General features: G+C 33.9%; 13 protein-coding genes. 3 read left to right on the top strand and 10 right to left on the bottom strand.

Going from position 1 to position 13,639, the window contains the following annotated elements; all coding sequences use genetic code 11:
- Nucleotides 1-4: 4 nt before the first annotated feature.
- From IP023_RS08030 to IP023_RS08050, 5 genes are all read right to left on the bottom strand, one after another.
- Nucleotides 5-922, bottom strand: a complete 918-nt coding sequence (locus tag IP023_RS08030) for a hydroxypyruvate isomerase family protein (protein ID WP_241789749.1) — start codon at nucleotides 920-922, stop codon at nucleotides 5-7.
- A gap of 24 nt (nucleotides 923-946) precedes the next feature.
- On the bottom strand, nucleotides 947-1,927 hold the full coding sequence (locus tag IP023_RS08035; RefSeq protein ID WP_241789750.1) for an FAD:protein FMN transferase: 981 nt from the start codon (nucleotides 1,925-1,927) through the stop codon (nucleotides 947-949).
- A 1-nt stretch (nucleotide 1,928) separates the two neighbouring features.
- A complete protein-coding gene (locus IP023_RS08040) occupies nucleotides 1,929-3,242 on the bottom strand; it encodes a Gfo/Idh/MocA family protein (protein WP_241789751.1) in 1,314 nt (437 codons plus the stop codon).
- 27 nt (nucleotides 3,243-3,269) lie between these two features.
- The gene (locus IP023_RS08045) at nucleotides 3,270-4,241 is read right to left on the bottom strand and encodes a formylglycine-generating enzyme family protein (RefSeq protein WP_241789752.1); all 972 of its coding nucleotides are present in this window, start codon (nucleotides 4,239-4,241) and stop codon (nucleotides 3,270-3,272) included.
- Between the two features lie 92 nt (nucleotides 4,242-4,333).
- Nucleotides 4,334-5,248 (bottom strand): AEC family transporter, encoded by a 915-nt coding sequence (locus tag IP023_RS08050; RefSeq protein WP_241789753.1) that lies wholly within the window; start codon nucleotides 5,246-5,248, stop codon nucleotides 4,334-4,336.
- Nucleotides 5,249-5,367: 119 nt separating this feature from the next.
- Here IP023_RS08050 and IP023_RS08055 point away from each other — a divergent pair, with 119 nt between their 5' ends.
- Nucleotides 5,368-6,492 (top strand): acyloxyacyl hydrolase, encoded by a 1,125-nt coding sequence (locus IP023_RS08055; RefSeq protein ID WP_241789754.1) that lies wholly within the window; start codon nucleotides 5,368-5,370, stop codon nucleotides 6,490-6,492.
- Nucleotides 6,493-6,521: 29 nt separating this feature from the next.
- On the opposite strand, the gene IP023_RS08060 is transcribed toward IP023_RS08055, so the two are convergent.
- The 4 genes from IP023_RS08060 to IP023_RS08075 all read right to left on the bottom strand — a co-directional run bounded on the left by IP023_RS08060 (nucleotide 6,522) and on the right by IP023_RS08075 (nucleotide 10,905).
- Nucleotides 6,522-7,130, bottom strand: a complete 609-nt coding sequence (locus IP023_RS08060; protein WP_241789755.1) for a hypothetical protein — start codon at nucleotides 7,128-7,130, stop codon at nucleotides 6,522-6,524.
- A gap of 6 nt (nucleotides 7,131-7,136) precedes the next feature.
- On the bottom strand, nucleotides 7,137-7,883 hold the full coding sequence (locus tag IP023_RS08065) for a hypothetical protein (RefSeq protein ID WP_241789756.1): 747 nt from the start codon (nucleotides 7,881-7,883) through the stop codon (nucleotides 7,137-7,139).
- Nucleotides 7,884-7,963: 80 nt separating this feature from the next.
- Nucleotides 7,964-8,833, bottom strand: coding sequence for an OmpA/MotB family protein (locus IP023_RS08070; RefSeq protein WP_241789757.1), 870 nt, complete (start codon nucleotides 8,831-8,833; stop codon nucleotides 7,964-7,966).
- A 230-nt stretch (nucleotides 8,834-9,063) separates the two neighbouring features.
- Nucleotides 9,064-10,905, bottom strand: coding sequence for a carbon starvation CstA family protein (locus tag IP023_RS08075; RefSeq protein WP_241789758.1), 1,842 nt, complete (start codon nucleotides 10,903-10,905; stop codon nucleotides 9,064-9,066).
- Nucleotides 10,906-11,107: 202 nt separating this feature from the next.
- Between IP023_RS08075 and IP023_RS08080 the strand changes: the two genes are divergently transcribed.
- Entirely contained in the window at nucleotides 11,108-11,923 is an 816-nt protein-coding gene (locus IP023_RS08080) for a M23 family metallopeptidase (protein WP_241789759.1), read from the top strand.
- 3 nt (nucleotides 11,924-11,926) lie between these two features.
- Complete coding sequence (locus IP023_RS08085; RefSeq protein WP_241789760.1) at nucleotides 11,927-12,337, top strand: bactofilin family protein; 411 nt, start codon at nucleotides 11,927-11,929, stop codon at nucleotides 12,335-12,337.
- 78 nt (nucleotides 12,338-12,415) lie between these two features.
- On the opposite strand, the gene IP023_RS08090 is transcribed toward IP023_RS08085, so the two are convergent.
- Nucleotides 12,416-13,540, bottom strand: a complete 1,125-nt coding sequence (locus IP023_RS08090) for a lipid II:glycine glycyltransferase FemX (protein ID WP_241789761.1) — start codon at nucleotides 13,538-13,540, stop codon at nucleotides 12,416-12,418.
- Nucleotides 13,541-13,639 lie beyond the last annotated feature (99 nt).

A 13,639-nucleotide genomic window follows, 5' to 3' on the forward strand; every position in this document is an offset into this window, starting at 1 on the left:
TGAATTAAAAATTATCTACATGTCTATAAGCATTTACTAAAATAGCTTCGCCTTCTTTGCCAGAGGCAGACATGCCATGCTCCATACCAACGATTCCATTATATCCTTTATTGTGTAACCACTTAAATATATTTTTGTAGTTAATTTCGCCAGTTGTTGGCTCCTTACGCCCTGGATTATCGCCTACTTGAATATAGGCAATTTCACTCCAGCATTGATTCATTAAATTGATTAAATTGCCTTCATTCTTTTGTTGATGATATGCATCATAAAGTATCTTACAAGAAGGACTATCTACAGCTTTGCATATTTCGTATGCTTGATCCGTAAAACGGAGATACAAATCTGGTGTATCACTTAAAGGTTCCAACACCATTGTAATACCATGCGGCTCCAAGAGTTCAGCTCCTCTTTTCAAGCCCTCAATTACATTTGCATTTTGAACACCAATAGGCAGTCGTCTTTCATAATCCCCAGGAACAACAGTAACCCACTTAGCATTGACACGTTTAGCTATTTCAATAGAATCTTTACATCCCTTAAGAAAAATATCAACGTGTTCTTTTTTGCCTGCAGCCAATGTATTAGCACCATTACCACCTTTGGGAACGACAAATACTCCCATTCGCATGCCCAACTTCGCTAATAATTCTCCTATTTTTTTTTGCTCTTCTACGGAACGTCCAGGCATGCCATTATCTTCAATACTGCGAAAACCTAAGTCATGCATATATTTAATTTCATCCAAAAAATTATTACCTGAGCTCGCACTAAACATGCCTTGATGTGGCGCATAGTCTAATTTAAAAGGCTGTTTATTTATAACGATACCTTCAGAATTCTTAGCACTTAATTCTGTTGAAGCTAACAATGTACTTCCCACAATAAGCCCAGAATTTTTTAGAAAATCGGATCTTTTCATTGTTTCTTAAATGGTTAAAATTGATTATTTATAAATATAATTATTAAATCCAGAGCTTTGCAACTCTTTTAGTTTATTATTTTCAACATACACAATATAAACCTCAACATCTGTCTTGTCTTCAACGAATTGCACAGCTTTCTTTGGTGACAAAAACATTAAATAATTATCTAATGCATCCGCAACAAAGGCAGAATTAGCTATTACCGTAACGCTTAAAGTAGTACTTTCAATTGGACTGCCTGTCTTAGGATCTATATGATGTGAAACATAATTACCTTCAACTAATCTTCTTTTTTCATAACTCCCAGAGGTTGTTATGGCTTTGTCTTTCAATTTGATCTTATAGTTTAATGCAGTTGGGCTTTGAATTTCCACTATAAAATCCCCCCCCGGCTTAGTTCCTTTTGTTATTATCTCACCTCCTAATTCTATTATATAATTATTTATATCCTTAGAATTTAGATAATCACCTAATATATCGACGGTATATCCTTGTGCTATTCCGTTCACATCTATAGAAACACCTTTTTTCTTTTTGATTAAATAATCCTTTTTTACAGATAGGTATTTCATTCCCACAACAGATTTAGTCTTCTTTATAGCTTCCTCTGTAGGATTATTTATATACTCTTTTGTACCAAAGCCCCAAAGGTTCACTAAAGGCATCACCGTTATATCAAAATATCCATCAGTCAATCCATAGGTCTTAAAGCTAGCGTCAATGACCGCTTTCATATGCTGATCCATTTTGACTTTACGTGTTTTCGGATGATTAAAAGATGAGATCTTGGAGTTTTGCTTATAAATAGACATTGAATTATCTATTTCCATTAATATGCTATCAATAGATTGCTTTGATATCTGCTCTGCAGCATAATATTTAATAGAATAAGTCGTACCCTGTGCTTGCCCATTAATATAATGTGCTGATAACGTATTGGGGTGTTGAGCCTTAGCGAAACACCCCAATGGAATCAGTAAAAATAATAGTATATATTTCAAATTATATATAATGTTGCGTATTTAATCCTGGTTTAGCATATGCATATTCACCATTAGCATTAGGTAATATCTTAGGCAAAGCATCCCAAGCGTATGTATCAGGCATCAAACTAATTGGTGACTCGATGGCTTGATCCCATTTAATTACCTTACCTGTATAACAAGCAATGCGCCCAATAATACCTGTCAAAGTACTATAAGCGCCATATTCTGCATTATCAAATTTGTAATCACCTTTTGCGATAGCGTCAAACAACTCGACATGCTCTTGACGATAAGGATTAGGATCACCATTGGCCTTATGGTTAAAAATTTCATTTCCTTTAGCATCATATAACACAGCACGGTTACCTGCTGATAAGTAAATTCTACCTTTTGTGCCTTGAAATGTTTCATCTACACGATTATGCGATCCCTCAAAATGGCAGCATTGGCTAAAGATGACAGATCCATCATCATAAGTCATCTCAATTGAGAAATTATCAAAAATTTCCCCATATTCTTTTCCTGTACGATGTGCTCTAGACCCTACTCCCTGAATGGAAACAGGATACTTACCTTTAATCCAATTGGCTACATCCAACTGATGTACGTGCTGTTCTACGATATGATCACCACACAGCCAATTGAAATAATACCAATTGCGCATTTGATAATCCATCTCCGATTGTCCAGGTTTACGAGGTCTAACCCATACCCCACCGCTATTCCAATATACCTGTCCAGCTACAATATCACCAATCATACCATCCTGAATTCGCTTTATACCTTCTCTGTAATTGGTTTGATAACGTCTTTGAAGACCAACGACAACATTCAACTTCTTACGTTTCGCTTCTTCTGCTGCCACTAATACTTTACGAATACCGGGGATATCTACTGCAACAGGTTTTTCCATAAAAACATGCTTACCCGCTTTAACGGCTTCTTCAAAGTGAATAGGTCTAAATCCGGGAGGAGTTGTCAACAAAACAACATCGGCATCTTTGATAGCATCTTTATAAGCATCAAAGCCAACGTATCTTCTACTTGCTGGCACATCGATCTTATCACCATATTTCTTGGTTAAATTTTCATATGCCTTATCAACAGAATCTTGAAAGACATCAGCTAAAGCTACAATTTTAATGTTTTGACCTGATTCCATTGCATCAAATGCTGCACCTGTACCACGACCTCCACATCCAATTAAAGCTACTTTAATGACATCCGATCCTGCCGCAAAAACAGCTGAAACAGGAGTTGTGGCTGCTACGGCAGCTCCTGCTATTATTGTAGATGATTTAATAAAATCCCTTCTTTTCAATTCATTCATAATAGTATAATTTAGGCGGTTATATTTTTAGTTATAATCTTCAATTGGAGCCTTATCATAATAGGCTAATATTTCTTCCGTAGACGGTTGCACTAACGGTCTTACCAAACGAAAACCGATAAAAGGCGCTTCAGGGAACCACCAATTAGATTTTGGCATTTGGGGATCAATCTGTTTCCAAACAGGGTCAGATGCATCACGTGAAGCCGATCTTAGTGCATTAGGCTCACTATTAAAACCTCCTCCACGTACTACATTCGCATATAAATCAGTAGGCTCAGCAATTGGATTTGTAGCAACTTTACCTTCAAATTGTTTATAAAAATCAGGTGAATATTGATCATAAGTCCATTCCGCTACATTACCATAGATATCATATATGCCAAATGCATTTGGTTTCTTAAGGCCCACTTGTTGTGTCTGTCCATCGCTATTAGCGCTATACCAGGCATAATCAGTCAGTTTATCACTATCATCACCAAAGAAATATTCTGTATTTGATCCAGCACGTGCTGCATACTCCCACTCGGCTTCTGTTGGCAAACGGTAGAAAACACCTGTTCTAGTATATAACCACTTACAAAATTGAATAGCATTATATTGGGTCATTGCTAAGGCAGGTTTTTTATCTTTCCCCATTCCAAAAGTCATATCTAAATAGGGTTTTGTAGGCCTTGTGATGGCATCTACTTCAGGCGGAACAGTACCAGATATTTGTTTGGACTGTTCAAAATCTTTATACAAAAATGACTCAAACAAATCCCATGTAACCTCGTAAGCTCCCATCCAAAAAGGGTCAATTTTAACTTTATGAACGGGTTTTTCATCTATTTCCTTTGATTTACTACTCCCCATTAAAAATTCTCCCCCGTGAATGGCTTGCATCGGGAATGATAAAGTTGTTCCTTTTATTTCCTGCACATAATTTTTATGATCCTTCACTTGCGCATCGGCAACACCTATTCTTAAAAAAGCTATGGCAATAATTAGTCTTTTCATCTAGTAATTTAAATCTTCTTTTGGTGGTAAATATAACTACTAAAGATAGTTTTAAATTGTAACTAAACAATAATTGAATGATAAAAATTATGTTACAAAAGTGTAATAATGACACAGTACCATAAAAAAGAGATCGCCAATCCGACTACAATACTTAAACCTATTATTGTATTTGACAATTTTACGTTTAGTCCAAATTTTTCTATTATCATACTCGAAGCTACAAGACAAGGCATCGCCATTTCAAATACTGATACTTGATAAAAAATCCCTTTTAACCCTAACAAAAGTGCTAAAAGAACGGCTATTAAAGGAGCCAATATCAACTTGTAAAAAAGCGATAGACCTATTGTATTTATTTCTTTTTTCAGATTCCTGAACTGCAGTTGCATTCCAATAGAAAAAAGTGCTAGTGGGCTAACCGTAGCCGCTAAAGCTTGAAAAAAAGAAGATATATCATCGTTAACAAAAAAGCGACCAAATAATAAAGCAAATAAACAAGCTAAAAACGGGGGAAATGTAAATAACCTTTTTAGAATAAAAGACATTTTTTCCTTTTGAGAAGGAAATATAGACTTAGAGCCTGCCGCCAATAATACCCCAAGTGTAGATAAGGTAAAAAATGTTACTTGATCAGAAACAATACCTACTTTTAATTGCTCTTCACCAAAATAAGATATGATCAGTGGAAATCCGACAAAAGAAGTATTACTTAAGCCTGATACAATCGCTAAAGTAGTAACTGTCCTCTTCGAATAATCTAACCACCTATTTAGAATATTAAAAAATAAATAGGATAAACCGAATACCAAAAATGGTAAAAAAGCTGTAAAAAGATACGCTAATGACCAGTCAATTCTAGGTATATACAATAATGCGATGGATGGAAGACCTATATAAATCACCCATGTATTAACTATTTTATAATCATTTTTCCCTGCAAGATTAAAGAATCTAAATAAATAACCTATAATAAGGCAGAAAACAATAATTAAAAAGTTGGACATTTTGAGCTAAAGTTGATTTATAAGAAAATTTATACTAAAACAAGAAAAACAATTACAAGTATTTTTTTGTTAATATATAAATAATCGCAAATTTAAACTTACCTTTTTATATTCCAACTGTGGTACAAAAAATATTTTCAATTGTAATCATCTTAACATTATTATACAATTTTTCTTACGCACAAACAGATAGTATACCAAAAAAAAATTCGCTTATTATTGAGGGCAATTTTGAGTATGGTGGAATCCTAGCAGCAGGCGAACTAAGAGACAAAACCTTCAATGGTGCCTATTATAGTGGCTTCAACATTAGAGTAGGTTGGAGAATTACAGCTTCATCAGATGTACATTTCAAACTATACAATAACCCTACCTATGGAATAGGTTTATACTCTAGTACTTTTCATACTGATATTGTAGGACGACCTAATGCGATTTATGGTTTTGTACAAACACCTTTTGGAAATATAAACAATAAAAAATGGGCTTTCGATTACCGAATTGGCCTTGGATTATCGGGAAACTTTAAACCTTTTAATCAAGCAAATAATCCTTTAAATTTAGCATTAGGCACTAAAAATAATGTTTTTATAGATTTTGGCTTACGTAGTCAATATAAAATTAATAATCATTTTAGAGCTGGATTAGGAATTTCATACCATCATTTTTCGAATGGAGCATTACGACTACCTAATAAGGGCATTAATATCGTTCCTGTATCCGTATCGCTAACTTATCAACCCGATGGAAAAAAAATAACTAAAGACACAAGTTATACTGAACCCGTATCAAAGAATATGCTTTACCACATCAATGTGGGCGCTGGGTTAAAACAAATCGCTCGTGAATCTGACAAACGTTACTTTAAATCAACATTAAGTTTTTATGCTAGTAAGCATATCACTTACAAATGGCGTGTTGGTGGTGGGGTTGATTTATTCTATTCAGCTTCAGGTAATAACGAAGAAATCGCAGAAGATGAAACAGGGAAACTTGGCGCTAAAATTTCTGGTGGACCTTCCTTATATATTGTGCATGTCTTAAACAATAGGCTAGTATTGAATGGTAATGTCGGTTATTATATACACAATCAAGAATTCAATGGGGAGAGTCAAAAAATATTCTTAAGAGCTGGTTTTAGATATTACGTGTATAAAAATATCAACGCTGGTGTTTCCATAAAAGCACATCAGGGCAATGCTGATTTTATAGAATGGACATTGGGATACACCTTCAAAAGATAAGGTATATCCCAAACATCATTCTTGTATCATTAGTTGACAGTTTTGTTTGCTATTTTTTTCAACTGTTTACCTAGATCCTTATCAATAGTAATATATCCTGGATAGAAAATATTTTTATTTCCTACCTTAATCGAAGGCTTAATTTTTAAAGCAAACAAAGCATTACTATTACGTGTAAAAATATCATTAAAGAATTTGTCAAACCCTCGTTCTTTAGCAACGTTAAAGATATTCGCATTGAAAGACAAAGGAACAACCATACTCTGCCCTGTACTAAGTCTAATATTTTCATCTACCGACCCTTCAAAAAGAGTTTTACCTGATAATTCAATAATGTACTTAAACTCATTGATATTAGCTAACGTTTTGGTGGGGTTGGTAATCTGTAAATTCACTCTAGCCTGAAGTGGTAAATTTTGACTTAACAGAGCAAATGCTATACCCGGTAGTGAGGATAATGATGAAGCATTGCCGGAACTAATACTATTAATATCACGACCTGCCAATTTCACTTGATCTACTGACTCCACATTATAATTAAATTGTCCAAGTGCATTCAGCTGCGCTTTATAATTAGTCGCACATCCAGACATAAAAATCATTCCAAAGGCAACAATTGCCATACCTAATTTTCTCATATTATTTTATTTCTTTCCAAAATTATAACTTATTCCCAAAGTAAATACTGAATTTCCTGCTTTTAAATATTCATTTTTTATAAAACCAACATTGAAACCTGTAGTATACTGTACTTGTAATCCCTTAATTAACTGCAATCTTGTAAAGAAAATAGGCTCAATAAAATAGTTTTCCTCCTTATCTTTTTTCTCCCCATTAATAGAAAAATCTGTCATCCCAATTCTACTAATGCGAATAGCAGTACCATAATTTAGTGTTCTTTTTTCACCAAATAGATTTATTTTTTTCTTTTTGGTAGAGGAATAATTCACCTGTACGAATACCTTATTAAAATCCATTACTTTGGCTTCTACCGCTTGAAAACCTACTACTGTCGCTCGTTGGTCAATATCCCTTGAATTTCCAATACCATAACCGCCATATATTTCTAAAATCTGAAGTTTACTTTTCCCCATTTTAGTATAATACCCCAAAGCACCTTCGGCTAAATGCTGTTTAAAATGATTATTAGAGTTTAATCCCTTATTTACGGACGATCCATTAGCTATTATAGCCAAATGATCCGTTATAGCTACACCAGCATTAGCAGAAAAATTACCTTTGGTATTTATATGCGCAGCAACATATCCTTCTCCTTTATCACTAAACATCGGAGTAGCAGGCACATTGGGCATAAAAATAGAAGAACAACTACTCAACAAAAAAACAACAGCTATAAAACTTAAAAAGTTATAAAACACTCTCAACTTCATATATCAATTCGGAACGTATATTCATTTCATTAAAAAAGTCCTTGTATAGACACAAGGACTTTCAAATATGCTAAAAAACACTAATTAATAGAATTATCTTCTGGAGCTTTATCTATTAAATCCATAAATTGATCTAACTTAGGAGTTATAATAATCTGTGTTCTTCTATTTCTCGCTTTTCCAGATAATGTGGTATTATCAGCAATAGGATTAAACTCTCCTCTACCGCCTGCAGTAAGTCGATTAGGGTTTACACCGTAATTTTTCACCAAAGCCTGTACAACTGAAGAAGCACGCAAAGCGCTTAAGTCCCAATTGTCACGGATATTAGGTTTCGAAATAGGATCAGTATCTGTATTACCTTCGATTAATACATCATAATCTTTATAATCCTGAATAATCTTAGCTATTTTGCTTAATGTTTCATCTGCCTTAGGAGAAATCTCATAGCTTCCTGACTTGTATAACATATTATCAGAAAGAGAGATATAAACAACACCTTTAAGCACTTGTACATCTACATCTTTTAATTCTTCACGAGATAATGAGCGCGTTAAATTATTTGTTAACACCATATTCAATGAATCCGATTTATTCTTCGTATTCACTAAATGCTGGATGTATTTATTGGAAGCATTGATCTCATCTACCAATTTAGATATATTTACATTCCCTTGTGAATTTTGAGAAATACTCTTATCTAAAGAAGTTTGTAACTTCATGTAAGCTTCCTTCAGAGCTGTATTATTTTTGCGTTCATAAGCCAATTGATCTTCTAGACTTTTTACTTGAGCGCGGCTTTCCGCCAAATTAGTTTGTCCTACTTGGTATAAGGCTGCTAAATCTTTATGCTGTGTCTCCAAAGCAAGATATTTCTTATTGCTTACACAACTACTCATCACTATTCCGCCAAGTAAAATAGTAATTGGCAATATTTTCTTTATTGGCATAATACGTATTTTAGTTTATTACTTAATAAATATAACAAATATGAGGCTAAAATTATAAAAACACACGTTAAATAATGCTAAATAAAAAAGCTTTCAACCGGGGAGATTGAAAGCTTTTAACTAACCAATTATTAACCTAAATTATGAATACTAGGTTATAAACAAGGTTTATGCCAAAATAAAAACGTAGCGCTATAGTTAACAGTTTTTAACTATAATTTACCATAGCATTAACGTTCTACTATCTCTTTAACCTCTTCACCATAACCATCAAGTACTAAAGTCTTCTTTTTCATCAGTTCATTCCATTTTTTAAATGCACCAATAAAAACAATAAGCATAAGTATCATAGCCAAAATAGCTAATGCTGCCAATAAATATTCCTTATTTGGCAAATACATATTGACAACTTGCTCATATCCCGCCCAAAACGTAATAATAGCCATAAATACGCCAGGAATTGCAGCACATAATGCTAGTTTGCCCCTATTCATACGAATGAGCATCGTAGTACATACAATAAGACCACATGCTGCCAACAATTGATTACTAATACCAAATAATGGCCATATACTGCTTACATTTCCTGTATACACTAAATATCCCCAAGAAAAAGTAAACAATAAACTACTGATAATAACCCCAGGTAACCAATTCTTATTTTTAAACGGTGGGATAACTTGTCCTAACATCTCTTGCAAGAAAAAACGACCTACACGCGTGCCTGCATCAATAGCTGTCAAGATAAAAACTGCTTCAAACATTATAGCAAAATTATACCAATATGCCATTACGTCATCCATATATGGAATACTGTCAAAAATATGCGCCATACCTACAGCTAAAGATACTGCTCCACCTGTGCGGCCATAAAGATCAACGCCAATTCTATCAATAAAATGTTGTAAATCTACCGTATGCAAATCCGGATGGGCAGCCATAAAACTATCATATGTTGCCTTAGGCGTATTGATAGCAAAGTAATCCCCAGGCATCAATGTACAGGCCGCAATCAATGCCATAAGAGCGACAAATCCCTCTACTAACATCGCTCCATATCCTACGAATAATATTTCCTTTTCATTGGACAACATCTTAGGTGTAGTTCCTGTTGCGATCACCGCATGAAAACCCGATATCGCTCCACAAGCAATAACAATAAATATAAAAGGAAGAACTGGACCTCCAATAATAGGCCCTCCACCATAAATAAATTCAGTGATAGCCGGCATTTGTATGGTTGGCGCTACAAATACTATCCCAACAGCTAACATTAAAATAGTTCCAATTTTGAGATAAGTAGATAAATAATCACGCGGCACCAACAATAACCATATAGGAAGCACAGATGCAAAAAAACCATAAGCTGCAATAGCTATAGATATCGTATTTACATCCCAATGAAAGAGATTACTAATCACCTCTATTTGCATCAGGTTATGCCCGCCTATGATAGCTGCAATAAGTAATACACCACCCAAAATACTAGCAAAAGCAATACTATTCTTACGATAGCGCATGATCAGCCCCATCAATATTGCGATTGGCATTGTCGCAATTACCGTAAATAATGACCATGAAGCTTCGTGCATAGCGCTGATACAGGCTAAAGACAATCCGGCCAAGGTCAATATCAATATAAATAGAACTGCTATCCCTGCAATTGTACCTGTGGTAGGCCCAATTTCCTTAGCGGCAATACTTGCTAAAGATTCCCCTTTGTGACGCACAGAGGCAAATAGTACTACCATATCATGAACACCACCGCCTAAAACACATCCAATTAATATCCACAATGTCCCTGGAAGGTAACCAAATTGCGCTGCCAATACAGGTCCAACTAAAGGGCCTGCCGCTGCGATTGCTGCAAAGTGATGTCCAAATAAAACGTTCTTATTGGTGGATACATAATCATGTCCATCGGCAAATTCGACAGCAGGAGTTGTTATATTATTATTCAATCTCAATACCTTATTGGCTATAAAAAGACCATAAAAGCGATAAGCTATAGCAAAAAGTAATAAGGAGGTAAAGACAAGAGTCAAAGCATTAATGCCATTGAAAATTTCCATTATAGATAATTTAGGTTTAGAAAAAATAAGAATACGAAAATAAAACTATACTCTAAATAAAACAACTATCATTAATTAGATTTAAACTCCAAATCCAATTAGTTACAAAACGTATAAGCAACTTGCATTTTAACTAAAATGAATGCATTATTTCTTTTAAAGATACAAAATTTAATTATATTTATAATTAAATAGAAAATCATTGCAAAAGAAAACTACAATACTATTAATAAACAAGAAAGGAAAAGAGAATAAAATAATCCAAATCCCGAGTGGAATAATACTGCATTGGAGAAAATACCTCTTACTTATTAATTGTCTAATTATTTTACTATTGGCCATCATAGGAATTTATATTTATCAAAAAACTAGTGAACACTATATAGATAAATTAGCAAGAGCTAATATAATAAAGAACCAAATTGACCTTGTAAAGGTTAAACAATCTTTAAATTCCATCGATGAAAATATACACAAAATAAATAAATCCCTAAATGCTAGAGGATTGGAATCCATAACTATCGAAAATGCAGGTGGAATAGGTGATAATATTGAAATAACAGACATAAATAATATCGCTGAATTTTATGCTAATAAAATAAAGGAAATTAAAAATACTTTGATAGTGACACCACTAGGTAAACCTACTCATGGCAATATTAGTTCTCTATTTGGAAATCGCATGAATCCATTTGGAGGGTTAAGGTCTGAAAAACACGTAGGTATAGACTTTAAAGGCAAAATTGGAGATCCGGTAAAATCTACAGCCAAAGGGATAGTAATATTTACTGGAGTAAAAGGTAGTTATGGAAAATGTATAATAATCAAACATAACAATTATCTTCAGACCTTATATGCTCATTTGTCAAATAGTAAAGTTAAAGTAAACCAAAAAATTAAAGCCGGTGAGATTATAGGGACAGTAGGCAATTCAGGAAGAAGCACAGGTCCACATCTTCATTATGAAGTGATACATAACGACAAAAAAATAGATCCTAAATTATTTCTTAAATTATAATTTATGTTTAATAAGCGTAAAAAACAATCATCAGATATTTCGCAGTTAGATAACGCGCCTATTTCAACAGTCATAGGAGCTGACATCATTTTTAAAGGAGATATCTCAGGTGGACATACAATTAAGATTGATGGCCAAGTAATGGGCAATATACATATTGAAAATGGTATTATCCTAGGCGAAAAGGCCTTAATAACGGGAAATATAAAAAGCAATAATATTATTATATATGGCACTTTAATAGGTAATGTAGAAAGCAAAGAATTAATCCTTAAAAATGGTGCTACTGTTACGGGTGATATAGATACGCAAGGAATCGAAATAGAAATGGGCGGTAAATATAATGGTCAATTGAATATGAAGGCCATCATTACTTCAACAGAAAAGAAGGGAAAAGATACTTTATCGGCATAAAGCATTTCATTAATTACCTATACTAATCCTGTAGCAGCTAATGTACTCACCTATTAGCTACTACAAGAAATAAATAGGTTAACTCAAATGATAACTTTGATTCTTAAATTCTACTGATTTATAATACTGATATTTATCATTCAACAAAGGATAATCCCAACAGCCCATACGGTGAAGCATCTCTCCCCCAAAACCGGACTTGAAGCGGTATAATCCATATAAAGGGTGTGATGGGTCGGGGTTGGGCGATATACCAAAAAAATCATATTCTGTACAACCTTTGAGCTTACACCATTCCATTGCTTTCCACTGTAATGCATAGGTAGCCATATAATTTCTATTTTCTGAAGATGAAGCGCCATACAAATAAGTACCTCTTTTATTGGCGACAATCAAAAACATAGCTGCAAGCGGTTTATCATCAACTTCGGCGATTAAAAGATATACATCAGCTGGTGAATTGGTGTCATTTGCACGGGCAGAAATAACAACACGAAAATAATCTATACTGTGCAAGAAAAAATTATTCCTTTGTGCCGTTTGGCGATATAACTCATACCAAACAGCCAAACTTTCCATCCCTAGCATTTTAATATTAACCCCCTTACGCTGAGCCAAATTGATATTATACCTCGTTTTGGGTTTCATATTAGCCAACAGCTCATCGGAACATTTATTCAAGTCCATAAAAATAGTATTGGAAGGAAGAATATCCGTATTCGCTTTGCGCAGGTTCCAATGATTTGTATTAAAGTTGACACGCATCTCCTGTATTCTTTTTTCGGGCATACCAATCCAATTGCCATGCACATCGTAGCAATGGTCTTCATTTGCCCATTGTGACTCCCATGATAAGTCATAACGAATCATGATACAATTGTGGGGCAAAAATGTCCTTAATCCTTCGGAAAGTTGTTCTAGAAAAAAGCCTTGATTTTCGGCAGAAGGTTCAATTTCGGGGCCATATGGAACATATGCTATACAATGATCCTTGTCTAATTTTTGTATTACAATTAGCAAATCACCTATAATATAAGTATCATCATGATTATCGCTAAATAAATTAGCCTTTTTGGACTTGAAATCGTAAGCTTTGGTTTCTACCCCCTGTAATGTTTTTACATTGGACCAAAATGCAGTTTGTTGAATAATAGAAGTTCGGTAAATCTCTTTGATTTCCTTTTGTTGAATATCACCAATCATGACAGTTTTGATAAAAAATCATTTATATAAATAAAATTAATAATGCATAAAATGTCCCCAACAATTGGGCACAAAATCTGCAAATTTACTTAAATAAAA

The organism is Sphingobacterium rhinopitheci (assembly GCF_022627575.1).
Taxonomy (GTDB): Bacteria; Bacteroidota; Bacteroidia; order Sphingobacteriales; family Sphingobacteriaceae; genus Sphingobacterium; species Sphingobacterium rhinopitheci.